Annotated in this window: 19 protein-coding genes; 10 read left to right on the top strand and 9 right to left on the bottom strand. The window is 66.4% G+C overall.

Features of this window, described 5'->3' with window-relative positions:
* Position 1 precedes the first annotated feature (1 nt).
* Positions 2 to 724 (top strand): RraA family protein, encoded by a 723-nt coding sequence (locus BLR29_RS14865; RefSeq protein WP_092137755.1) that lies wholly within the window; start codon positions 2 to 4, stop codon positions 722 to 724.
* A gap of 106 nt (positions 725 to 830) precedes the next feature.
* Here BLR29_RS14865 and BLR29_RS14870 read toward each other — a convergent pair whose 3' ends face one another.
* The 5 genes from BLR29_RS14870 to BLR29_RS14890 form a co-directional block, all read right to left on the bottom strand.
* The gene (locus BLR29_RS14870; RefSeq protein WP_092137756.1) at positions 831 to 1,142 is read right to left on the bottom strand and encodes a hypothetical protein; all 312 of its coding nucleotides are present in this window, start codon (positions 1,140 to 1,142) and stop codon (positions 831 to 833) included.
* 168 nt (positions 1,143 to 1,310) lie between these two features.
* A complete protein-coding gene (locus tag BLR29_RS14875; RefSeq protein WP_092137757.1) occupies positions 1,311 to 2,486 on the bottom strand; it encodes an L-rhamnonate dehydratase in 1,176 nt (391 codons plus the stop codon).
* Entirely contained in the window at positions 2,483 to 3,520 is a 1,038-nt protein-coding gene (locus BLR29_RS14880; RefSeq protein WP_092137758.1) for a 4-hydroxythreonine-4-phosphate dehydrogenase PdxA, read from the bottom strand. Before BLR29_RS14880 ends, BLR29_RS14875 begins: the two co-directional genes overlap by 4 nt.
* Before the next feature lie 137 nt (positions 3,521 to 3,657).
* Positions 3,658 to 4,626, bottom strand: coding sequence for a Bug family tripartite tricarboxylate transporter substrate binding protein (locus tag BLR29_RS14885; RefSeq protein WP_092137759.1), 969 nt, complete (start codon positions 4,624 to 4,626; stop codon positions 3,658 to 3,660).
* A gap of 119 nt (positions 4,627 to 4,745) precedes the next feature.
* On the bottom strand, positions 4,746 to 5,687 hold the full coding sequence (locus tag BLR29_RS14890) for a LysR family transcriptional regulator (RefSeq protein ID WP_092137760.1): 942 nt from the start codon (positions 5,685 to 5,687) through the stop codon (positions 4,746 to 4,748).
* 117 nt (positions 5,688 to 5,804) lie between these two features.
* Here BLR29_RS14890 and BLR29_RS14895 point away from each other — a divergent pair, with 117 nt between their 5' ends.
* The gene (locus BLR29_RS14895; RefSeq protein WP_092137761.1) at positions 5,805 to 6,737 is read left to right on the top strand and encodes a dihydrodipicolinate synthase family protein; all 933 of its coding nucleotides are present in this window, start codon (positions 5,805 to 5,807) and stop codon (positions 6,735 to 6,737) included.
* 67 nt (positions 6,738 to 6,804) lie between these two features.
* Here the strand turns inward: BLR29_RS14895 and BLR29_RS14900 are convergent, their stop codons facing one another.
* A complete protein-coding gene (locus BLR29_RS14900; RefSeq protein WP_092137762.1) occupies positions 6,805 to 7,734 on the bottom strand; it encodes a LysR family transcriptional regulator in 930 nt (309 codons plus the stop codon).
* 139 nt (positions 7,735 to 7,873) lie between these two features.
* The gene (locus BLR29_RS14905) at positions 7,874 to 9,424 is read right to left on the bottom strand and encodes an acetyl-CoA hydrolase/transferase family protein (protein ID WP_092137763.1); all 1,551 of its coding nucleotides are present in this window, start codon (positions 9,422 to 9,424) and stop codon (positions 7,874 to 7,876) included.
* Between the two features lie 297 nt (positions 9,425 to 9,721).
* Here BLR29_RS14905 and BLR29_RS14910 point away from each other — a divergent pair, with 297 nt between their 5' ends.
* The 4 genes from BLR29_RS14910 to BLR29_RS14925 all read left to right on the top strand — a co-directional run bounded on the left by BLR29_RS14910 (position 9,722) and on the right by BLR29_RS14925 (position 14,503).
* The gene (locus BLR29_RS14910) at positions 9,722 to 10,174 is read left to right on the top strand and encodes a YciI family protein (RefSeq protein WP_092137764.1); all 453 of its coding nucleotides are present in this window, start codon (positions 9,722 to 9,724) and stop codon (positions 10,172 to 10,174) included.
* Positions 10,175 to 10,399: 225 nt separating this feature from the next.
* Entirely contained in the window at positions 10,400 to 12,184 is a 1,785-nt protein-coding gene (locus BLR29_RS14915; RefSeq protein WP_092137765.1) for an FAD-dependent oxidoreductase, read from the top strand.
* 111 nt (positions 12,185 to 12,295) lie between these two features.
* Entirely contained in the window at positions 12,296 to 13,297 is a 1,002-nt protein-coding gene (locus BLR29_RS14920; RefSeq protein ID WP_255371247.1) for a hypothetical protein, read from the top strand.
* 225 nt (positions 13,298 to 13,522) lie between these two features.
* Positions 13,523 to 14,503, top strand: a complete 981-nt coding sequence (locus tag BLR29_RS14925) for a tripartite tricarboxylate transporter substrate binding protein (RefSeq protein WP_092137766.1) — start codon at positions 13,523 to 13,525, stop codon at positions 14,501 to 14,503.
* Between the two features lie 39 nt (positions 14,504 to 14,542).
* On the opposite strand, the gene BLR29_RS14930 is transcribed toward BLR29_RS14925, so the two are convergent.
* Positions 14,543 to 15,484, bottom strand: coding sequence for a LysR substrate-binding domain-containing protein (locus tag BLR29_RS14930; protein WP_176860956.1), 942 nt, complete (start codon positions 15,482 to 15,484; stop codon positions 14,543 to 14,545).
* Between the two features lie 107 nt (positions 15,485 to 15,591).
* Between BLR29_RS14930 and BLR29_RS14935 the strand changes: the two genes are divergently transcribed.
* The 4 genes from BLR29_RS14935 to BLR29_RS14950 all read left to right on the top strand — a co-directional run bounded on the left by BLR29_RS14935 (position 15,592) and on the right by BLR29_RS14950 (position 22,152).
* Positions 15,592 to 16,653, top strand: coding sequence for a Bug family tripartite tricarboxylate transporter substrate binding protein (locus tag BLR29_RS14935; RefSeq protein ID WP_092137768.1), 1,062 nt, complete (start codon positions 15,592 to 15,594; stop codon positions 16,651 to 16,653).
* A gap of 13 nt (positions 16,654 to 16,666) precedes the next feature.
* On the top strand, positions 16,667 to 18,439 hold the full coding sequence (locus BLR29_RS14940; RefSeq protein WP_255371248.1) for an FAD-dependent monooxygenase: 1,773 nt from the start codon (positions 16,667 to 16,669) through the stop codon (positions 18,437 to 18,439).
* A gap of 69 nt (positions 18,440 to 18,508) precedes the next feature.
* On the top strand, positions 18,509 to 19,606 hold the full coding sequence (locus BLR29_RS14945) for a porin (RefSeq protein ID WP_092137769.1): 1,098 nt from the start codon (positions 18,509 to 18,511) through the stop codon (positions 19,604 to 19,606).
* A 338-nt stretch (positions 19,607 to 19,944) separates the two neighbouring features.
* The gene (locus BLR29_RS14950) at positions 19,945 to 22,152 is read left to right on the top strand and encodes a penicillin-binding protein 1A (RefSeq protein ID WP_092137770.1); all 2,208 of its coding nucleotides are present in this window, start codon (positions 19,945 to 19,947) and stop codon (positions 22,150 to 22,152) included.
* Positions 22,153 to 22,231: 79 nt separating this feature from the next.
* Here BLR29_RS14950 and BLR29_RS14955 read toward each other — a convergent pair whose 3' ends face one another.
* Positions 22,232 to 23,239 (bottom strand): CAP domain-containing protein, encoded by a 1,008-nt coding sequence (locus BLR29_RS14955; RefSeq protein WP_255371249.1) that lies wholly within the window; start codon positions 23,237 to 23,239, stop codon positions 22,232 to 22,234.
* Between the last annotated feature and the right edge of the window lie 174 nt (positions 23,240 to 23,413).

Raw genomic sequence — 23,413 nt, forward strand, 5'->3', positions numbered from 1 at the left:
TATGAGCCAGAGCAACCACACGCCAGATCCGACGAACCAGACACTGCAGTGGCCGGCCGGCTATCGCATCGTGCCGCGCCAGGCGGGTCCGGCCGCCGGCATCGTGGCTGCATTCCGCGAGATGCCGGTGGCGGCGATCGGTGACGCCATGAGCCGCAACGTCGGCACCGTCGGCCTGCGCCAGTACCACGCGCGGCTCGATACGGTGCTGTGCGGGCCGGCCGTGACCGTGCGCGTACGCCCCGGGGATAACCTGATGATTCACAAGGCGCTGATGATGGTCGAGCCCGGCGATGTGCTCGTGATCGACGGCGGCGCCGACGTGACGCAGGCGCTCGTCGGCGGCCTGATGCGCACGACGTGCGTGGCGAAGAAACTGGGCGGACTGGTGATCGATGGCGCGATTCGTGACTTGCTCGAATGGGCCGAGGACGGCATGCCGATCTTCGCGCGCGGCCACACGCATCGCGGCCCGAGCAAGGACGGCCCCGGCGAGATCAACGTGCCGGTTGCGTGCGCCGGCATGGCCGTGATGCCCGGGGACCTGATCATCGGCGATGCCGATGGCGTGATCGCGGTGCCGGCGGCGGAGGCCGAGGATGTGCTGCGCCGCACCCGTGCGCACCTCGAGCGCGAAGCGAAGATCCGCGAGACCAACCGCACCGGCACGGCCGATCCGGAGCGGTTTGACGCCGTGCTGCGTGCGAAGGGCCTTCCGGTCTGATCCGGATCGCGCTTGGGCATCGCCCCGGCGCATCGCCTTACCTGCGTATCACATCGCCGGAGTGCGGAACAACCAGAACTTCAGGACGAGCGGGGGCGGAGCGGGATTACTGGGGATCTTTTTGCTCGGAATCCTTGTGGACCGCGTGCTTGACGGCGTGATAGCCCTCGCGTGTCGTATCGGCCACGCCGTGGCCAACGGTCTTGGCCGCCTGGCCGATACCGTGGCCGACCGTCTTGGCCGCATGGCCGATGCCGTGGCCGACATCCTTGGCGAACTCGCCGGTCTTCTTGACGGCATGCACGGTGCCCTCCTTGACATCGTGCGCTGCCTCGCTGACATCGGCCCTTGCCAGCGGGCTGAGCGTAAGGGCGATGAGCGCAATCAGGGGAGCCAGGTTGAGCTTCTTGTTTTGCACGTGGACGCTTCCTAAATGTGATCCCGGGGGCGCGGATAACCGGATCCGACGGGGTGCCCATGGCGGGTGGTCATCATTGTAGAAGGTTCGGCCGGCGCCTGGCGTTACCGAATGTGACGGGGCGGGATCGGCCGGCGCAGCAGGGCAGCGCCGGCCGCAAGGTGCCTCCTAGCCGATGATCTCGAAGTCGGGGAAATGGTCTTCGTTGAGCGTCAGCCCCAGGCCCGGGAGGTCGTCGTCAAGCTGCAGGTAGCCGTTGTCCGGCGCCGGGTCGCCCTTGAAGATGTAGTAGAACAGTTCGTTGCCGACTTCCACGTCGTGCACGGGGAAGTACTCGGCCATCGGCGACGCGGTGGACGCCATCGTCAGGTGATAGTTGTGCATCTGCCCCGCGTGCGGAATCACGGGCACGGACCACGCTTCCGCCATCGCGTTGATCTTCTGCGCGGCGGTGATGCCGCCGACGCGGTTGGTGTCGTACTGGATCACGTCCACGGCGCGCCGCTCCAGCAGGTCCTTGAAGCCGTACGAGGTGAATTCGTGCTCGCCGCCGGAGATCGGGAAGGGGCTCATCTTCTTGAGCTCCGCATAGCCCTCGATATCGTCGGCGATGACCGGTTCTTCCAGCCAGCGCGGCTGGAACTCGGCCAGTCGCGGCACCATCCGGCGCGCGTATTCCAGCGTCCAGCCCATGTAGCACTCCAGCATGATGTCCACGCCGTCGCCCACCAGCTCGCGCAGCAGGCGCACCTGCTCGATATTCTTCTGCATGCCGACGGCGCCGTCCCGGGGGCCGTAGCCGAAGCGCATCTTCATCGCGGTGAAGCCCTGATCCAGGTAGCGTTGCGCCTCGGCCAGGAAGACGTCGCGGTCGTCATTGTTGTAGAGCTTGGAGGCGTAGCACCAGATATTCTCCTTGGTGCGCCCGCCCAGCAGCTTGAACACCGGCTTGCCCGTCGCCTTGCCCATCAGGTCCCAGAGCGCGATGTCCACCGCCGAGATCGCCGCCATGCCGATGCCCTTGCGGCCCCAGGCATGCGTGCGGCGGTACATCTTCTGCCACAGGTACTCGTTGTCGAACGGGTCTTGCCCGATCACGATCGGCGCCAGGTACTGATCGACGATCTGCTTGGCCACACGAGGTGCGAGCGCGCAGTTGCCGATGCCAACCAGTCCGGTGTCGGTTTCGATTTCAACCACCAGCCAGCCGTGAAAGCGGAACGAGCCCATGGCGTCCCCGCGATCGAACAGGATGTCGGTGGCGTTGGTGCAGAAGTGCGCCTGCGGCGGGACGGTCTTGCCCTTCCATTCGAAAACGCGGGCGCGGACGTTGGTGATCTTCACGGTGTAGCTCCTTTCGCGGCGAAATATGAGTGGTGTCGTTGCGCACCCATCTGGCAGGCCAGGTGGAATGCCTGCAGGATGGCGCCCGGATCTGCGCGGCCCTGCTGCGAGATGTCGAAGGCGGTGCCATGCGCCGGCGTGGTGATCGGCACCGGCAGGCCGCCCTGCACGGTCACGCCGCGCGAGAATCCCATCAGCTTGATGCCGATCTGGCCCTGGTCGTGATACATGGTCACGATGGCGTCGAACTGGCGCGTGGCCGGGCCGCCCTGCACCTTCAGGAAAATGGTGTCGGCCGGAAATGGCCCCTGCGCGGCCACGCCGCGCGCCTGGGCGTCTGCCACGGCCGGCGCGATGATGTCGATCTCTTCGCGGCCAAACGCGCCGTTGTCCCCGTTGTGCGGATTCAGGCCGCATACGGCGATGCGCGGTGCGCGCATGCCGGCGGCACGCAGGGCCTGGTCGATCAGGTCGATGGCGGCGCCCACGCTTTTGCGAGTGATCATGGCCGGCACGTCCTTGAGCGCGACGTGCGAGGTCACGCGCGAGGTCCACAGGCCGTCCAGCACATTGAACTCGCAGAACGCACCACGATGGCCGAGTTGCTCGGCAAACCAGTGCAGTTCGTCGTTGTGGCCCATGCCCGCCGCATGCAGCGAACTCTTGTTGAGCGGGCTGAAGAGGATGGCGTCGGCCTTGCCCGCCTGCGCGAGCTCAAGCGCCAGCGCCAGCGTGCCGAGGCAGTAGCGGCCGCCCTCGGCGCTGGCGGCGCCGCGCGGGTACGCCGGCATGTCGTCGAGCGCCCAGTGATAGAGCCGTGGCGCGCCGTCGCTGGCGAAGTCGAGGCGATCGGTTTCGCGCAGGGCGAGATTCACGCCGGCAATCTCGGCGCCGTGGCGCCATTCGTCGCGGTCGGCGATCAGCAGGATATCGGCCTGCGTGGCGGCGGGGTCCGCCAGCAGCCGCGCAACCAGCTCGGGGCCGATGCCGGCGGGATCGCCAAGCACCATCGCAATACGGGGGCGTGCAGTCATGTCAGTGTGGGATGAGGGAAATCAGAGGTTGTTTAAAAATGAAGCGAAGCGGTCCTGGCTAGACGCGCGGCCGCAGGCAGTACAAGTTGGTACGACAAGGCCGCGCAACGACGCCAGGATCTTTTTTAAACAACCTCCTAGTCGAGCTTGACGCCGAGTTCGGCGATCAGCTTTCCGTAGCGGGCATATTCGCTGCGCGCGAACGCATCGAACTGCGCGGCATTGAGCGTGCCCGGCAGCGCGCCGACGTCGTTCAGGCGGCGCACCGTGTCGGGGTCCTTGAGTACCCCGGTCAACGCGGTGCCCAGCTTCTGCAGCGTGGCGGGCGACGTGCCGGCCGGCGCGTAGACGCCATACCAGGCATTCATCTGGACGCCCGGCACGCCGGCTTCGGCCAGCGTGGGCACGTCGGGCAGCAGAGCGGAGCGCTGGTCGGCGGTCACGGCCAGCGCGCGCAGCTTGCCGGCCTTGATGTGGCTGATGACCGAAGGCATGGTTTCAAAGCTCATGTCGACCTGGCCGCCCATCAGGTCGACCAGCGCGCTGCTGCTGCTCTTGTACGGCACATGCAGCAGCTTGCCGTGGACCTGGCGCGCGAACGCGGCGCCCGCAAGATGCTGGGTGCTGCCGACACCCGAAGAGCTGTAGCGGAACTTGTCCGGGTTGGCCTGGATCTGCGCGACCAGCGCCTTGACGTCGCGGGCCGGGACCTGGTTGTTGACCACCAGCACATTGGGCACGGAGGACACCAGTGCCACGGGGGCCAGGTCCTTCAGCGGATCGAACTGCAGCTTGAGCAGATGGGGGGCGATGGCCTGCGAGGTGACCACGCCCATCAGCAACGTATTGCCGTCCGGCGCGGCCTTGGCCGTCATGTCGGCGGCGATGGTATTGGAGGCACCCGGCCGGTTGTCGACCACCACGGGTTGCTTGAGGACGGCGGCCAGCTTGTCGGAGACGATGCGCGCCATCACGTCGGTGCCGCCGCCAGGGGCCGCGCCGACCATCAGTCGCACGGGACGGGGATCCTGGGCATGGGCGACGGGCACGGCGACGGCGGCAAGGCCGATCAGGCCGGCACTTGCGCCGGTGATCCACTTTCTCATGGTTGTCTCCATCCTTGTGGTTGTCTGTGATCAGCTGTGCTGTTCGACCGGACTATACGGGCTGGAGTGATACCCAACTAGTGAGCAATTTTGAATGGGCGATCACCTGACGGAATACCTCAGCGATCCTCCCGGACTTTCAGCAGCCCGATCAGCGCGCGGGCGGCGGCGGACAGCGTGCCACCACGCCGGGTGACGATGCCGAAGGTCTGCTGCCGCGATTGCAGCGTCAGCGGCAGGATGCGCAGCATTTTCTGGCGCGCGAACAGCGTCGCCACGCTGGTGGGCAGCAGCGACACGAGCCGGTCGCTCCGCGCGAGCATCGCCACGGTGACAAAGGTGGACGAGGTGGAGATCACATTGGCCGGCAGGGTCAGGCCGGCCAGGTCAAGCTCGCGCTGAAGCAATTCGTGCATCGGCATCTGGCCGGGATACACGATCCACCGATACCCGGCCAGGTCGGCCAGGCTCAGCGATCTGGCGCGCGGTGCCGCATGCGCATAGCCGACCACCACCGAAACCGGCTCCTCCTCGATCGGCTGGTAGTGGTAGCGATCGGGCTGCGCGCTGACCAGCGCACGGCCGAGCACGAGGTCGAGCCGGCCATCATCGAGCAGGTCCAGCAGTCGCCGGCTGGTGTCCTCCACGACGTGGACGGACAGCCGGGGCTGCGTGGTCCCGAGGGTCTCCAGCGCCGGCACCAGCACCTCGGGCACCGCGCCCATGATCGCGCCCACGGCAAGGTGGCCGCCCTGGCCGGAGCGGATCTCCGCCATGTCCTGGCACAACGCGTCGAGGTTGGTGACCATCAGCCGCGCGTACCGGATCACGCAATGACCGAACGGGTTGGGCCGCATGCCGCTGCGGGACCGCTCGAACAGCGGCGCGCCCAGCATGGTTTCCAGTTCCTGCAGGGCCTTGCTGGCGGCCGACTGGGTCATGGCCATGTCGGCGGCGGCCTGATGCAGGCTCTTGCGGTCGTCCAGCGCGATCAGCAACTGCAGCTGCTTCATGCGCAGGCGGGACAGCAGGACGTCGAGCGTGGTCTTCGTGGCGGGCATGGCGGTGAGTCGCAAAAGCGATCACGTAATGGAAAGGATTCAATATACAGGGCGCGGACCCGAGCCGTATATTGGCGCCAGCCGGCACTGCCGGAAACCAGAATAGGAGAGGGAGACATGAGCACGTCAGCAGGCCGTCCGGTATATCGCGGCGTATTCCCGGTGGCGCCCACCATCTTCGATGCGGATGGAGAACTGGATCTCGACGGCCAGCGCCGGTGCATTGATTTCATGATCGATGCCGGCTCGAACGGCCTCTGCATCCTGGCGAATTTCTCGGAGCAATTCGTCCTGACCGACGACGAGCGCAGCTTGCTGATGAAGACGACGCTCGAACATGTGGCGGGCCGCGTGCCGGTCATCGTCACCACCACGCATTTCAGTTCCCGCGTGTGTGCGGAGCGCAGCCGCGCCGCGCAGGATGCCGGCGCCGCGATGGTGATGGTCATGCCGCCGTACCACGGCGCCACGATCCGCGTGCCGGAGCCGGCCATCCACGCGTTCTTCGCGACGGTGTCCGACGCCATCGACATCCCCATCATGATCCAGGATGCCCCGGTCAGCGGGACGACGCTGTCGGCGCCGTTCCTGGCGCGCATGGCCAGGGAGATCGCCAATGTCTCCTATTTCAAGATCGAGGTGCCGCAGGCGGCCGCCAAGCTGCGCGATCTCATCGCACTGGGCGGCGACGCCATCGTCGGACCGTGGGACGGGGAAGAGGCCATCACGCTGATGGCCGACCTCGATGCGGGCGCCACCGGCGCCATGACCGGCGCCGGCTTTCCGGACGGCATCCGGCAGATCGTGGATGCCTATCAGGCCGGCGACGTGGATCTGGCCGCCGATCACTATCAGCGCTGGCTGCCGTTGATCAACTACGAGAACCGCCAGGGGTGGCTGGCCACCAGCAAGGTGCTGATGAAAGAGGGCGGCGTGATCGCCTCGGACGCGGTGCGGCATCCGCTGCAGCCGATGCACCCGGCGACGCGCGACGGCCTGCTCCGGATCGCGCGGCGCCTGGACCCGCTGGTCCTGCGCTGGGGCCGCTGAGCGCGGCGGCGTGGAACCGGGGGCGCCGGTTTGGCGGCGTGGCAAGCCGCGCAGCCGCCTGGCGCAACTATCCCGCAGCCGCCGCCCGCAAGGCGTCGAGCAACACGCTCATCGACGCCGTGACGGGCCGGCCGCGTCGCGTGACGATGCCGTAGGGGCCGAGCTTGCGCGGCAGCGGCAAAGGCAGCACGGTCAGCGCGCCGAGGCCCTCGTAGAACGCCGCGACCGAGGCCGGCAGTACGGCGATCAGTTCGCTGTCGGCCAGCAAGGAAGTGGTCATCAGCACTGCGGCGGTTTCGATGGTCGACGGGGGCGGCGCAACGCCGGCATCCTCGAACGAGCGATCGATCAGCGCGCGCATCGGGCTGGGCCGTGGCTGCATGATCCACGGATAGTGGGTCAGCTCGGCGAAGGAGGGACGCCGGCGCTTGCACAGCGGATGTTGCGGACCGACCACGATGGCCAGCCCTTCCTCGTCCAGTTGTTCGAACGCCAGTCCGCTGCTGTCCCAGCCCTCCGGCACGCGGCCCAGCACAATGTCCAGCTGGTCGCGTTCGAGCAGCGGCACCAGCAGGTCGCTCGTATCGACCTGAATGGCGATTTCCAGCCGGGGATGGTCGCGATTGAGATCCCGGATGACGCCGGCGAGCAGGCCCGGCGTGGGCGCCATCACCGCACCCACGCGCACCCGGCCGGTCTTGCCGGATTCCAGCGCCACCAGTTCGTCGCGCAGGCCAGCCATGTCGGCAAACACCAGCTTGGCGTAGCGCGTGGCCGCGCCGCCAAAACGCGTCGGACGCAGGCCGCGCGCGTGGCGGTCGAACAGCGTCACACCCAACAGTTCCTCCATGTCCTGCAGCATCTTGCTGACCGCCGGTTGTGTCAGCGTCAGCGATTCCGCAGCCTGACGGAGCGAACCACGCTCCTCGATGGCCAGCAGCAACCGGAGATGCTGCATCTTGAGACGGCTGTGGAGCGCGGTGACGGATGGAATCATGGGGGCGGGAGACGGACGGGGCCATGGGGTCAGCCTGCCGAGGCAGAAATGCGTCGGCCGGCGGCGATCAGCCATTCTTATCACTGACCGCCCGGGCGTCAACTTTTGTTGATACGTCCCGCGCGCCTCCCGAGAGTCCTCAGGCCGCCAATGCCGCAGCCTGCGCTTCGACCGCGGGCGATACCGGATCGGCCTGGGTTGCCGGCAGCATGCTGCCGTGGTCGCGGTAGTTCACGTGCCAGGCAAACGCTTCTTCCAGCAGGTGCGGGGTCTGGCCGCCGCGCGCCGATGCGCGCCTGAAATAGTCGAGCAGCCCGTCGCGGTAGGCCGGGTCCGCGCAGTTGCGGATCACCTGCAGCGCGCGCTCGCGCGGCGCCAGGCCGCGCAGGTCCGCCAGGCCGTGTTCGGTCACCAGGATGTCGACGTCGTGCTCGCTATTGTCGACGTGCGACACCATCGGCACGATGCTGGAAATCCTGCCGTCCTTGGCCACGGACTTGGTTACGAACACCGACAGGTAGGCATTGCGCGCAAAGTCACCCGAGCCGCCGATGCCGTTCATCATGTGGGTGCCGCCGACGTGCGTCGAGTTGACGTTGCCGTAGATGTCGCACTCCAGCGCCGTGTTGATGGTGATCAGGCCCAGCCGGCGCAGCACCTCGGGATGGTTGCTGATTTCCTGCGGGCGCAGGACCAGCCGCGACTTGTAGCGGTCGATCTCGTCGAGCACGCGGCGGTAGACGGGGCCCGACAGCGTCATCGAGGACGCCGACGCGAAGCGCAGCTTGCCGGCATCGATCAGCGAGATCGTGCTGTCCTGCAGGACCTCGGAGTACATCGTCAGGTCGTGGAACGGGGAATCCGCCAGCCCGTGCAGCACGGCATTGGCAATCGTGCCGATGCCGGCCTGCAGCGGTTGCAGCGACGACGACAGCCGGCCCGCGCGCACCTCGCGCGCCAGCAGCGCGTTCAGATGGCCGGCGATCTGGCGGGTTTCGGCATCCGGGGGCAGGGCGTTGGAGGGGCTGTCGTCGCGCTCGGTGATGACGATGGCGGCGATACGCGACGGGTCGACGGGGATATAGGGCAGGCCGATGCGCTGTTCGACGGCGATCAGCGGAATCGGCTGGCGATACGGGCGCTGCACCGGGAACGCAATGTCGTGCAGCCCTTCCAGCGCGGCGGGCATGTTCAGGTTGATCTCGACGATCACCTTCCTGGCCATCATGGCGAAGCTGGCCGAGTTGCCGACCGAGGTGGTCGGCACGATGCCGCCGGTCTCGGTGATGGCCGCGGCCTCGATCACCGCGATGTCCACCGGCGCCAGTTGCCCGCTGCGCAGTTGCTCGACGGTTTCGCCCAGATGCTGGTCGATGAACATGACCTCGCCATTGTTGATCTTGCGGCGCAGCGTGGCATCCGACTGGAATGGCAGGCGTCGCGCCAGCACGTTGGACTCAGCCAGGATCTTGTCGATGTCGTTGCCCAGCGATGCGCCGGTAATCAGCGTGATCTGCAGCGGATCGCTGGCTGCGCGGCGGGCCAGCGCGAAGGGCACGGCCTTGCAGTCGCCTGCGCGGGTGAAGCCACTCATGCCCACCGTCATGCCGTCCTGAATCAGCGTGGCGGCTTCGTCGGCCGTCATGATCTTGTCCTGGAGGGCGGCCATGCGAATGCGATCGCGGTACATCTCGTCTCCTTGCTTCCGTACTTTCTGGGGGCGTTCTGAATTTCCGCCGCCGGCCTTGCAAGCCAGCGCGGAAGCGCGTCTGTCAGGCGCGAAACAAAGTGTAGCCAGCGTCGACTATTCTCACCATGATTTAAAACGATTCGATCCAGTCGTTTTTTTCATGGGTAAGGCTGATCCCGATGTCGTTTTGGCGGCGTGACGTTCGTCGTACAGTAGAGCGCCCCGGAACCACCATCGTTGCGCTTGCCCCCAACCCCGTCTCAGCCAACTCAGCCGTATATCGAAGGAGATACCAAGATGCGATTCATGATTCTGCGCAAGGCCGACGCCCAGACCGAAGCCGGCGAAATGCCCTCCGAGCAGTTGATTGCGGACATGACGGCCTACAACGCCGAACTGGTGAAGGCCGGCGTCATGCTGGCCGGCGAAGGTCTGCACCCGTCGTCGCGGGGCGCCAGGGTGAAGTTCTCGAAGGGCAAGCCCAACGTGATCGATGGCCCGTTTGCCGGGGCCAGGGAACTGGTCGCCGGCTTCACGATGATCGAGGTCGGCTCCTATGAGGAAGCCCTCGAGTGGGTGCGCCGCTGGCCGGTGACCGACGGCAACGGCGAGGTGGAACTGGAACTCCGCCGCGTCTTTGAAGCCGATGACTTTGGCGAAGCCTTCACGCCCGAGCTGCGCGAGGAAGAGGAACGGATGCGTAGCGCGATCCAGCAAGCCGGCAAGCCTCTGGGTGGCACCAGGGGGTGACGCCAGCCACGGGCCCCGGCGCCGTGACGCGCCGGACCGTGGAAGCGGGCCGGCGAGCCCCGGGGCCGCGCACGACGCCGGATCTTCATAAATCTTCATGTGTGTTTCCGGCCAAGGGCGGCTACTATCGACCCGATGCGCGGCCGGCGGTAGCGGCCGCGAAGGCAGTCTCGTTCGATGCACATCGCCGGCGCCGCCGGCGACCTCATTACAGCAGGGGGAAGCATGGAGATGACGCAGGCGACATCGGAGGGCGATGCCGGTCCGGACATGACGAACGAGCAAGCCGGTCACGAGCCGGTGGTGGAGCTGGAAGCACCGTTCTCGGTCCTGGAGAGCCGCCGCCACCAGATGTTTCCCACGCTGACCGCCGCGGAGATCGCACGCATCCGGCGCTTCGGCGAGGTCAAGGCCTGGAAGGCCGGCGAGAAGCTGTTCTCCATCGGCGACACCGGCCGCGGCATGCACGTGATCCTGACGGGCCGCACGCAGATCATCCACCGCGACGGACTGGGTAACAGTGTGCCCATCGCCGACGAGGGGCCGGGCCAGTTCCTGGCCGAGGTCGGCCAGCTGAGCGGCAAGCCCGCGCTGGTGGACGCCGTGGCGCTGGAAGACGTCACCATCCTGGTGGTGCCGCCCGATCGCCTGCGGGCGCTGCTGGTGGCGGAAGCCGACCTGGGCGAACGGATCATGCGGGCCCTGATCTTGCGCCGCGTGGGCCTGATCGAGCGGGGCAGCGGTCCGGTGCTGGTTGGCAAGGGCACCCAGCCGTTGCTGCTGGCGCTGCAGGCGTTCCTGCGCCGCAATGGCTATCCGCACAAGGTCATCGACATCGATGTCGACCATGACGCCACCGCGCTGCTCGACGTCAGCAAGGCCCCGGCGAGCGATTTCCCGATGGTGATCTGTCCCGATGGCAGCGTGCTGCGCGCGCCGGACGAGGGGCAGCTCGCGTCCTGCCTGGGGCTGGTGCCCGAGTTTCATCCCAATCACATCTACGACGTGATCGTCGTCGGCGCGGGGCCGGCTGGACTGGCGACGGCTGTGTATGCGGCCTCCGAAGGGTTGTCGGTGGCCGTGATCGACTGCCGCTCCCCCGGCGGGCAGGCGGGCGCCAGCGCGCGTATCGAAAACTATCTGGGCTTTCCTACTGGCATCTCCGGTCAGGCGCTGGCGGGCCGTGCGTTCGTGCAGGCCCTGAAATTCGGTGCGCACCTGGCGATACCGCTCGAGGCGCGCGCGCTGCATTGCGGCGACAACCCGATTCGGATCGAACTGGCCGATGGCCGCCAGATTCCCACGCGCAGCGTGGTGATCGCCACCGGCGCGCAGTATCGCCGTGCGGATATCGAATCGCTGGAGCGCTATGAGGGCCGGGGCGTCTACTACTGGGCCTCGCCGGTGGAAGCCAAGCTCTGCAAGGACGAACACGCGATGCTGGTGGGCGGCGGCAACTCGGCGGGGCAGGCGGCGGTATTCCTGGCTTCCCACGCGGCCGAGGTGCATATCCTCGTGCGCGGCGAAGGGCTCGAAGCCACGATGTCGCGCTACCTGATCGACCGCCTGAAGAGCCTGCCCAACGTCCACCTGCACACCCATGCGCAGATTACGGCGATGGAGGGCGAAGGCTGGCTCTCGAAGGTCAAGGTCAGGGAGCAGGCACTGGGGCCGGAGTGCGTCGAGACGCCAATGCGCCACGTGTTCCTGTTCATCGGCGCCGCGCCCAACACGGACTGGCTGCGTGCCTGCAATGTGCAGACGGATTCGAAGGGCTTCGTGCTGACCGGCTACGATGCGCGTCAATCCTGCACGGAACGGGCCGACTACACGCTGGAAACCAGCGTGCCGGGCGTGTTCGCGATTGGCGACGTGCGGTCGGGGTCCACCAAGCGCGTCGCCGCCGCAGTGGGCGAGGGCGCCGCGGTGGTGGCGCAGATCCACCGCTACCTGGCGAGCCTGACGGAGCAGGCAGATCCGGTGATGAAAACAGTAACTACAGGCGTGTAAAGAAGTAAATTCCCCGCCGCTGGATTCCTTGCGACGATAGCGCGCGGGCAGTTGCGTACCTGCTGTCGCGATGTCACACCATGCCCGCCGTATCGCCAGACATGGAACAAGATGAAGGCCGCTCTCCGTCACGGGACTCGCCCACTTCGCCTCCGCAAACACATACGACACGGCCTTCGCCTCTGCGCCGCATTCGTTGCGCTGTCCGCCTGTCACCATGCCGGCGCGCAGGCCGGATTTCAACTCATCGGCCCCGGCGTGCAGAAGCAGGCCAACGGCGTGCTCGCCCTGATGGGGTATTCCGTGGTGCCGGACCTCGCGTCCAGCTCGCTGTCGATCAACAACGCGGCCACCAGCAACCCCGGCATCGTCATGTCGCAACTGGGCGGCGGATTCACGATGAGCAAGACGTTCCCGCTGTACCTGGAAGGATCGATCGCCTACAGCCGCTACGACCCGACCTTCGTCGCCACGGACGGGTCGGAGTCGCGCGAGGTCCCGACCCGCTGGAATACCGTGGCCGGGACGATTGGCATCGGCTGGGACTTCCCGCTGACGGCCGACAAGGAGCTGGTCTTCCGGCCGATCCTCAATGCGTCGCTCGGCAACGTGTCGAGCGACCTGGCCGTGGCCAAGGCTGTCGTGGAGCGCGCCGCCGACCGTCAGATCGACTTCCTGAATGGCGGCACGCTCAACGCGTACGGGCTCGGCGGCGCCGTGATGATCGACTGGGAGCACTACCGGGAAACCCATGAGATCGATCTGGAACTGCGCTACACCAACATCTACCTGCAGACGTTTGGTGGCACCAGCGCCTCGGTGAAGGGCACCGCCACGGCCCAGACCGCCAACGTGTATGCGCGCTGGCGGGCCCCGACCGGGATGTTCGCGATGGATCGGCCCGTGCGCTATGTGCTCGAGATCTCGCACTCGCACTATTACGGCAATCAGGCCGGCGTGCTGGGGTTCAACCACCTGACCACGCTGGGGACCGGGCTTGAGCTGGACACCAGCGCCCATGAGATCTTCGTCACGCGGGTGCGCGCGGTGGTCCGCTACGTCTTCGGCAACAACGTCTCGGGCGTGTCGCTCGGCCTCGCTGCGAGCTTCTGACTACGCCGCCCGAACAGGGCAGGTTCGCCAGTCGATCCACATCGGTCAGCGCCGGAGGCGTCCATTCGCCGCGATTGCCGTGGCGTCAATTCGTGAATGCCAGGCAGCAATGTCGATCTGGTGGCGACATCAGGGCGCCACGATTCATGGCTACACTCTCCGCATTCTTTCAAGAACAAGGCATTCGACCGGGCCAGATCCCGGCACGCCCAACAGGAGACCACCATGAACCGACCATTCGCCCGGCTGGCGATGCTAGCCGCCTGCGCGGCCACCGTGCTGGCCGTCGCGCCCGCGCTGGCTGCCGACAGCTATCCCGATCGCCCCATCCGCCTGATCGTGCCGTTCGCGCCGGGAGGCAGCGTGGATATCGCCGGCCGGCTGATCACCGATGCGTGGGGCAAGCAGCTCGGGCAACCGGTGGTCGCGGACAACCGCGCCGGGGCGTCGGGCAACATCGGCATGGATCAGGTGGCCAAGGCCAAGCCGGACGGCTACACGCTGGCGATCAACAACGTGGCGCTGGCGGTCAACCCGGCGTTGTTCGCGAAACTACCGTTCGACACCGCGAAGGATTTCGTCTCGGTTGGCACGATGGGGACTTCGCAACATGTGCTGGTGGTGACCAACAGCCTGCCGGCGAAGAACGTGAAGGAGCTGGTGGCGCTGGCCAAGGCGCAGCCGGGCAAGCTGAGCTTTGGCTCGGCGGGGTCGGGCAGCACGTTCCATATGGCCGCCGAGCTGTTCAAGTCCGAATCCGGCGCGGATATCCTGCACGTGCCTTACAAGGGCGGCGGCCCGGCCCTGGTCGATACGATCGCGGGTCAGGTGCAGATGAGTTTTCCGGTGCTTTCCGCCGCGCTGCCGCAGGTGCAGGCCGGCAAGCTTCGCGCGCTGGCCGTGACGGGGCCGAAGCGCTCGCCGCTGATGCCGGACATTCCGACGATGGCCGAGGCTGGCCTGCCGCGCTACGCGTTCGAGACGTGGTTCATCGTCAGCGCGCCGGCCGGTACGCCCAAGGACGTGCTGGCCAAGCTGAACCAGACGCTGAACGCGGCGCTGGCGCAGCCGGAGCTGAAGGCGCGACTGCTCAAGGAGGGGTTTGAGCCGCTGACGATGAGCCCCGCGCAGGCGGATGCGATGCTGCGCAAGGAAATGGTCCGCTGGTCGGCGCAGATCAAGCAGGCGGGGATCACGCCGGAGTAAGTCCATGCGGCCGGCGCGGCCGGCGCGCTCACTCGCACGCTAGCCGGCGGGTTTCTTCGTGGCGGCAGGCGCGGCCTTTCGCGTCGCCGTCACCTGTCCGGCCGCGCGCTCGAACAGCGTGGAGAAGTACGCCGCGGCGGGTGTCAGGGGCACGCCGGCCCGCGAAATCTGGACGATGTCTGGCCCCTCGATGCGCTCCTTGACGTCGATCGGCGCGATGACGCCCGAGAACAGCGGCGCATTGACCCACTGCCGCGGCAACATCGCCAGCGCGTCGGTGGAGCAGAGCAGGGCGGCCACGCCCACCATCGATTCGGCCTGCGTCATCGGCACGGGCGGCGGCAGCCCCTGGCTGACGAAGGCATCCTCGAATTCCGCCTCGACGCGTTCACGCACGCCGGTGAGAATCCATTCCTCGTCGACGAGCTCCGCCAGCCGCCGCGCACCGCTGCGGGGATGGCCCCTGCGGCCGACCACCACGCGCTCGTTCTGGAACAGCAGATCCACCTTGTAGCTGTCGCTGACCGGCCGTGCCGGCCGCGGACCGATAAAGAAATCGAGCGTGCCATCCTGCAGGCGGGCCTCCAGCATCGAGAAAAATCCCTCGACCATCCGCAGCCTGACGCCCGGATAGCGCTTGCGGAACGCCTGATGGACCTCGGGCGCCATCGCCAGCCACACCGCACTGGACAGCCCAACCGAAACCGATCCCGACGGCTTGCCAAGCAGTTGCGCCACTTCGTCCTGGCCACGGCGGATTTCCGCCATCGCCGCATGGGCGCGGCTGTAGAAGGCTTCGCCGATTGGCGTCAGCACCACGCCGCGCGCATGGCGCTCCAGCAGCGGGGTGCCCAGTTCCCCCTCCAGTTCGCGCAGGCTGCGCGTCAGCGCCGGCTGGGCCAGCCCTAGCACGCGCGCGGCGCCGCGCACGCTGTGCGCCTCCGCGATGGCAACGAAATCCCGCAGGTGATGCAGTTTCATGGCGATAACAGTCAGGCATCGATGGGGCGATTCTGCCATCTTTCTGTGCTCGGAAGGGGCCTCTAGACTCCGGTTCCATAACAAAGCCATATCAACGGAGACAACCGATGGAACGCCCTCAATCCGGCCCGGAATCCGGTCCGCAATCCGACCCGCAATCCGACCCTGCCATTCGCCCCCGGAGCGCCGCACACCTCGCCGCCACCCTGGCCGCAGCCGCCCTCATGCTGGCGCAACCGCTCCTCGCCACCGCCGCGCACGCGGAGACCTTTCCCGCCAAACCAGTCCGCCTGCTGAGCCCGTTTCCCGCAGGCAGCGGTCCCGATGCGGTGTCGCGCCTGATTGGCGAACGCTTGTCCAGGGCCTGGGGGCAGCCCGTGATCGTCGATCCGCGCCCGGGCGGCAACGGCTTTATCGCGATGGAGGCCACGCGTCGCTCGCCGGCCACGGGATATGACCTGGGTATCGCCGATGTCGGGCATCTGGCGATCAACCCGAGCCTGTTCCGCAAGCTGCCGTACGACCCCGTCAAGGACTATGTGCCGGTGACCGGCCTGTATCGCACGGCCTTCTTCGTGGTGGTGGCCAGCCACAGCCCGATCCAGTCGATACCGGCGCTGATCTCGGCCGCCAGGGCCGGCCCGAACGCGGTGTCCTACGGGTCGTGGGCGGTCGGCAGCCCCGGCCATCTCGGTGCGGCGCAACTGGAGGCCGCCACCGGTACCCAGATGCTGCACGCGCCGTTCAAGGACACCGCCCAGCTCTACACGGCCGTGGCGAATGGCGAGGTGACGTGGGCACTCGGGTCGTATGCCACGGCCGGTCCGCTGATCCAGGCCGGCAAGCTGCGCGTGCTGGCGGTGGCGGACAGCAAGCGTTCCATCGCGCTGCCGGACGTGCCGACGATCGAACAGGCGGGCGGGCCCAGCGGCATCGACGCCTCCACGTGGGTGGCGTTGCTGGCGCCGGCTGGCACACCGCCGGAGCGCGTATCCGCCATCGGCAAGGCCGTGCGCGAGGCGCTCGATGCCCCCGACGTGCGCGCCAGGATGGCGACCTTCGGCTTCGTGCCGGCGGGCAGCCCGGGCGAAGCGGTGACGGCGTGGATGCGCCAGGACACCTCGCGCTACGCCGACATGGTCCGCCGCACCGGCGCCACCATCAACTGAAGGAAGACTCACCGTGAAGACGCTGCAAACGGACGTCGCCATCATCGGCGGCGGCCCGGCCGGCCTCATGCTGGCCATCGAACTGGGTTGCCGGGGTATCCCGTGCGTGTTGCTGGAGGAGGACGCCGATCCTCCGGCATTCCCCAAGGCCAATGCCACGTCGTCACGAACGATGGAGCACTACCGGCGACGCGGCTTTGCCGAAGCGATCCGCGCACTTGGCCTGCCGCCGACCTACCCGCAGGACGTGGTGTACTGCACGCACCTGGCCAGCCACGAGCTGGCGCGGTTCCGGATTCCGTCGCGCGCCGAAGCCGGAGAACATGCCTCGGCGCATGCCGGCCATTCCGGCACTGACGGGGATTTCGGCGACTACGGCCACGACGCGTGGCCCACGCCGGAACTGCCGCACCGGGCGCAGCAGATGTACATCGAGCCCGTGCTGCGGGCACGTGCGGCCAGCTATCCGAGCGTGCGGCTGCGGCTGGGGCATCGGGCGATGTCCGTCGCGCAGACCCTGCATGGCGTGACGATGTCGGTGATGCCCACCGGGGACACGGGTTCCCCGGATGGCGCCGATAGCGTTGATAGCGTCGATAGTTCCGATCTCGCCGATGCCAGCGGTCCCACCGGTCCGTGGCGCCTGAACGCGCGCTACGTGGTGGGTTGCGACGGCCCGCGCAGTCTGGTGCGCAAGTCGCTCGGCATCCGCTACTCGGGGCAGGGCAGCGAGCAGCGCGACTTCTTCGGCGGCCAGATGCTGTCGATCTATTTCCGCTCCCGACAGCTCTATGCCGTGCTGGGCAAGGACCCCGCGTGGCAATACTGGGCCGTGAATGCGCAACAGCGCGGACTGCTGATCGCCATCGACGGCGACGCCACGTTCCTGCTCGCGGTGCAGCTGGAAGCCGGGCAACAGGCGAGCGACGTCGACGTGGCCGCCGTGACGCGGGCGGCGGTGGGTGCGGACTTCGATTTCGCGCTGATCGACCGCATGCCCTGGATCGCCGGCTACACGCTGGTGGCGGACCGGATGGCATCCGGGCGAATGTTCCTGGCCGGCGATGCAGCACATTTGTTCACGCCGACGGGTGGCATGGGCTATAACACCTCGATTGACGATGTGGTGAACCTGGGCTGGAAACTGGCCGCAGTGATCCGCGACGCCGCCCCGGCGGCCCTGCTGGATTCCTACGATCGCGAGCGCCGGCCCGTTGCGCTGCGCAACACCGCGTTTGCGCGCCGCATGGCGGACAGCATCGGCAATATCTGCATCGGCAGGGAACTCGACGCTCCAGGCGAGACCGGGGCGCGGGCCCGCGCCGCGCTGGGCGAGGTGTTGGCCGGACACGCCGCCAGCGAATTCAACATTCCCGGCCTGCAGCTTGGCGTGCGTTACCTGGACAGCCCGATCGTGGCTGCGGAGGCCGGACCGGTGCCCCAGGACGACCCGAACCGCTACGTGCCGCTGGCCGTGCCGGGCTCTCGGGCGCCGCACGCGGTGGTGGATGGCAAGGTGTTGTTCGACCAGTTTGGCCGCGACTTCACGCTCGTGGCCTTCGGTCAGGACCTGGATACGGCGGAACGCGCCTGCTGGCGTGACGCCGCCGCGACATTTGGCATCACGCTGGACCTGTTGCACGTGAATGACACGGCGGCCCATGCGCTGTATGGCGCCGACCGTGTGCTGATTCGCCCGGATCACCACATCGCGTGGCGTGGCAATGCCCATGCCGATGCCCTGGCGTGGCTGGCGCTGGCCACTGGCCGTGCGGCAGACCGCTGACGCCCGCTTGACAGCGGCGGACACTCGAAAGACGTACCAGAAAACAATCAACAACGGGAGGAGACCCCAATGAGACCAGCAAGGCTAGCCCTGGCCTGTGCGGCGGCATTGCCCGCCATGGCAATGGCGCAGTCATCGGTCACCCTGTACGGTGTGATCGACACCGGCATCGAGTACCTGAACAACGTTGGCCCGCAAAAAAACAGCGTGACGCGGATGGACAACCTGGCCGGCACCGTGCCGTCCCGCTGGGGCCTGCGCGGCTCCGAGGAACTCGGCGCCGGCCTGAAGGCGAACTTCGTGCTGGAGTCCGGCTTCTCGCCCGATTCCGGCGTGTCCAACCAGGGCGGCCGGTTGTTCGGTCGCCAGGCCTGGGTGGGCCTGGCCGGGGGCTGGGGCCAGCTCTCGCTGGGCCGGCAGTACACGATGCTGTTCTGGTCCACGCTGGAAGCGGACATGCTCGGCCCCAACACGTTCGGCTCGTCATCGCTCGACAGCTACCTGCCCAATGCCCGCGCGGACAATGCCATCGGCTACAAGGGCACGTTCGGCGGCCTGACCGTGGGCGGCACCTACAGCTTCGGCCGGGACGGCGCCTCGACGCCGCCGGGGCCGTCGGCCACCGGTTGCGCCGGCGAGAACCCGAACGACCGCAACGCGTGCCGCGAATGGTCGGCGCTGGTCAAGTACGACACCTCGATCTGGGGCGCCGGCGTGGCCTACGACTCGCAGCGCGGTGGCGCCGGGGCGTTCAACGGCCTGACCAGCAGCGGCATGAAGGACGACCGCCTGTCGGTCAACGCCTATACCAACCTCGGCAAGGGCAAGATCGGCGGCGGCTGGATTCGTCGCGACAACGACGCCACCCCGATCGCGCCGCGCAGCGACCTGTTCTTCGGCGGCGCATCGTACGCCGTCACCCCGGCGCTGAGCGTGGACGGCGAAGTGTTCTTCCTGCGCTACCACAACAGCGACAACAAGGCCTGGCTCTACGCGGCGCGCGCCACGTACGCGTTCTCCAAGCGGACGTCGGTCTACGGCACGGCAGGCTTCATCGATAACCGCGGCAATCTGAACCTGTCCGTCAGCTCCGGCGCGCCCGGCGGCGCCACCACGCCGGGCGGCAACCAGTTCGGCGCGATGATGGGCGTCAAACACATCTTCTGAGTCGCCCGGCAAGACGCGAGAAAAAGCCCGCGCCGTGTGAAACGGCGCGGGCTTTTTTTCGGCACTTCGCTGATTTGCGGGGGAGGGAGCGTCTCGGAACGACCCAACTCGGTCATCCAGGGACTTAAAGCCTAGTGGCCGGAGCGGCCTTGAAAAGCCGCCATTCGCCCCCGCCGACCGAACCTGATCGCACACATGGCCGCCGCAAAACCGGAGGGCGTTGCTCACACGAAACAAATGTAATCATCTGTTAATGCCGCGCGCCGTGGCCCCGATTTGACCACGGAAACGTCCATCCGTTTTGGTACGATCCGGCTCTTTCTGTCAGCGCCCCCACCGTGTATCGCCGATATGGTTCGTTGTTTCGTGAGCGTTGTGCACAGTGGCTCGGCCGCATCCAACCGCTGACTGCCGCCGGCAGCACGATAGTCAGACTCGCTTTTGGCAGGGCACTGGGCCGCCTTCGCCGCCCCACGCGACGCGGCATCGTGCTGACGCTCGTCGCATTGCCGGCAATATTCCTCCTGTACGTCCTTGCGCTCGTGCCGCTTACGCCGAGCATTGGCAACATCCGGAAAGCCCGCGTCGATCAGCCAGCATTGATCGTGTCGGCCGACGGCAAACTGCTCGAGCAATTCAAACCGGTCAATCGGGAGTGGGTGTCACTCAGGCAGATCTCGCCCTACATGGTGGATGCATTGATCGCGACCGAAGACCGGCGCTTCTACGAGCATCACGGCATCGACTGGACGCGTACGGCATCGGCCGCGCTGCATACGTTCTCGGGCGACCGACAGGGTGGCTCGACGATCACGCAGCAGCTCGCACGCAACCTGTATCCCGACGAAATCGGCCGCGCGCCAACGCTCACGCGCAAGCTCAGGGAAGCGATTACGGCGCTCAAGATCGAGGCTGTATACAGCAAGGACCAGATTCTCGAGACGTACCTGAACACGGTGCCGTTCCTGTACAACGCCTACGGCGTGGAAATGGCCGCACGCACCTATTTCGGTAAATCGGCAAATCAGCTCGACATTCTCGAATGCGCGACACTCGTCGGCATGCTGAAGGCCAACAGCACCTACAATCCTGTGCTCAATCCCGAGCGCGCGTTGCAGCGGCGAAACACAGTGCTCGGGCAGATGGACAAGTACGGCAAGCTCAAGCCCGATACCTATGCCTGGTTGAAGCGACAACCGATGAGGGTCGATCTTGCATTGCAAACCGCTCCGCCGGGTGCCGCACCACATTTTTCCGCCCAATTGCGCAAGTGGCTGATTGCATGGGCCGATCGCAATGGCTACAACATCTATGCCGACGGACTGGTCGTGCGCACCACCGTCGATTACCGTCTCCAGGCGATGGCGACGCAGGCGGTGGCCTGGCAGACGAGCCAGTTGCAATGGATCGCGAACGACGCGTGGAACGAACGAACGGGCTGCTGGCCTGGCAATGACCTGTTCCAGACATTCATGCGGCAAACGGCTGAATATCGCGCCGCACGCGATGCAGGCCAATCGGACCAGGCCGCGCTCCGCAAACTCGGCATGAACCCCACGTTCGTCCGCGCACTCTGCCGGACCAAGACACAAGTCCAGGCGGGTTTTGTCGCGATCGATCCGCGCAACGGAGATATCAAGGCGTGGGTCGGCAGTCGCGATTTCGGTGAGGTACCGTTCGATCATGTACAGCAGGCCCGGCGTCAGCCGGGTTCGACGTTCAAGCCGTTCGTCTACGGCGCGGCATTCGCGGACGGCGCACAGCCAGGCGATACGATCGTGGACCGGAACGTCGCCATTCCGGTGAGCGGGCAAGCGGAATGGCGGCCTACTGATGCGGAACCGCCTACTGGCCGACCGATGACGTTGCGCGACGCGCTGGCGTATTCGCGCAACCGCATCACCGCTCAGCTCATGCAGAAGGAACGTCCGGAGAAGGTCGCACGGCTCGCTCGCGCGATGGGCGTGCGCGAGAGTCCACTTGAGCCGGTGCCGTCGCTAGCGCTCGGAACGAGCCCGGTCACGCTCAAGGAAATGGTCTCGGCGTACAGCACGATCGCGAACCGCGGCGCCTATCTCGAGCCGCGCATGGTCACGCGCATCGAGAATCGCGACGGCAAGGTACTCGCCGAATTCGCGAGCGTGTCGCCGGTACAGGCGCTGCCGGCTGCCGCAGCGCAAACGCTCGTCGATGTCATGCGCGACGTCGTTAGCCGTGGCACCGGCGCGGGCATCCGGACGCGTTTCGGGATTCGCGCGGACGTGGCCGGCAAGACAGGCACGACACAGGACAATACGGATAGCTGGTTCATCCTGATGCATCCGCAACTGGTCGCGGGCGCGTGGGTGGGATTCGACGATGGACGGGTGACGCTCGGCAACTATTGGGGCGAAGGCGCGCGTAGCGCCTTGCCGGTGGTGGGCGCGTTCTACGACATGGCCCTGCGCACGAGAGTGATCGATCAGGACGTGCGATTTAGCCCGGAGACCCGGCCTCGTGCGGTCAATGCGCGAAAGCAACGACACTTTCTTTTCTGGCGGTTCTGATGTCGTCGCGCACGCAGAGGCCACGGTCGACCTGGTGGCGGCTCACGTTGTGCCGATCCATGGATGCGGTAGTGGCTGATCAGTAGGCGGTAAAGCTCCATGACTTACTGATCGCCACACCATTTCTCGCACCGGCGAAAGTTGCTGTGTATGTGCCGGCAGCGATGGGCTGTGTGGGGAGCAGGAAAGCCACGCCTCGATACAAGCTCGCATCCTCAATAGCCGAAGCAACCGAGCCAGGCTTGGATTCGATAGGCACCAGGATGCGAGCGGGCACGGAATTGCCGCCAGGTCCTCTCAGGATGAAGTTTGAGACTGTCAATACGTCGGATGGCTTTTCAACGTTGACGCGGAACATGATCGGGGGACCGGCTCTAGCCAGATCGGGCGCTGGATTCGGGATCTCGCCACCAGGGATGAACAGGCCGTGGACGCTGGCATTGTCTACTGGGTAGTAGGCGCCAGTGTTGGGAGGCAATTGTTGGCCACCCCATTGGGCAAGGCCATAGCCACCGGTTCCGGCTGCGCTCACCACGCCAAAGTTTGCCACGCAGTAGTTGTCACGCATGGCGAGGCCGATGGTCTCCTGGTTGCTGGTAATCCCTTGCAGGTGGTAGACCGAGCCCGCCATTGCGGCAAGACAGCCGGCAAGCTCGCCGCTATAGGCATTCTGTCCAACCCATTGCTTGTGTGAGCCGCCCACAGCGAGCACTTGCTGGTACGGATCGGAGCGTGTGAAACCTGGCGTCCCAGGGATCTCCGTATGGCTCATCACCGCGTTGAGCTTCATGTACTCCAGGTGGTTTTCGGCCGCAGCGTCCAGGGCGGCGTCTTGCCGCAATGCGCCTACACCCATTGCGATGCGCAGGGAGTTGAGAGCATTGAAGAATTCGAGGCGTGGGTCGGTTCTGGTGTAACTGGATGCAGGCGCGACCCTGGTCGAAGGAGAGGACGGCTCCTTCCTGATAGCCGGCGTGCTTTGCGGTTTTGAACGAATTTTTGGAGAGGTAGCACCAGCGTTACCAATGCTGGCGCAGGCCGCGACGAAGGCAGACATCGCAGCGACTGTGGAGAGGTATTTCTTCACGTTTGTCCGGTTGTTGTAGGTCTGTACAAGCGGGCCAAGGATCCTCGGGTGACCCCAGCAAATCCGCTTCCGGAGGCTTAACGTCATACAGCGGGGATTCGTGCACAGGCTAATACCCTTGTGCAGGCATGCACCCGCCGGCTTTCCTACGCTACCGCCCGCATCTCGTGGAGT

This window comes from Cupriavidus sp. YR651 (assembly GCF_900101625.1).
In the GTDB taxonomy this organism is placed as follows: domain Bacteria; phylum Pseudomonadota; class Gammaproteobacteria; order Burkholderiales; family Burkholderiaceae; genus Cupriavidus.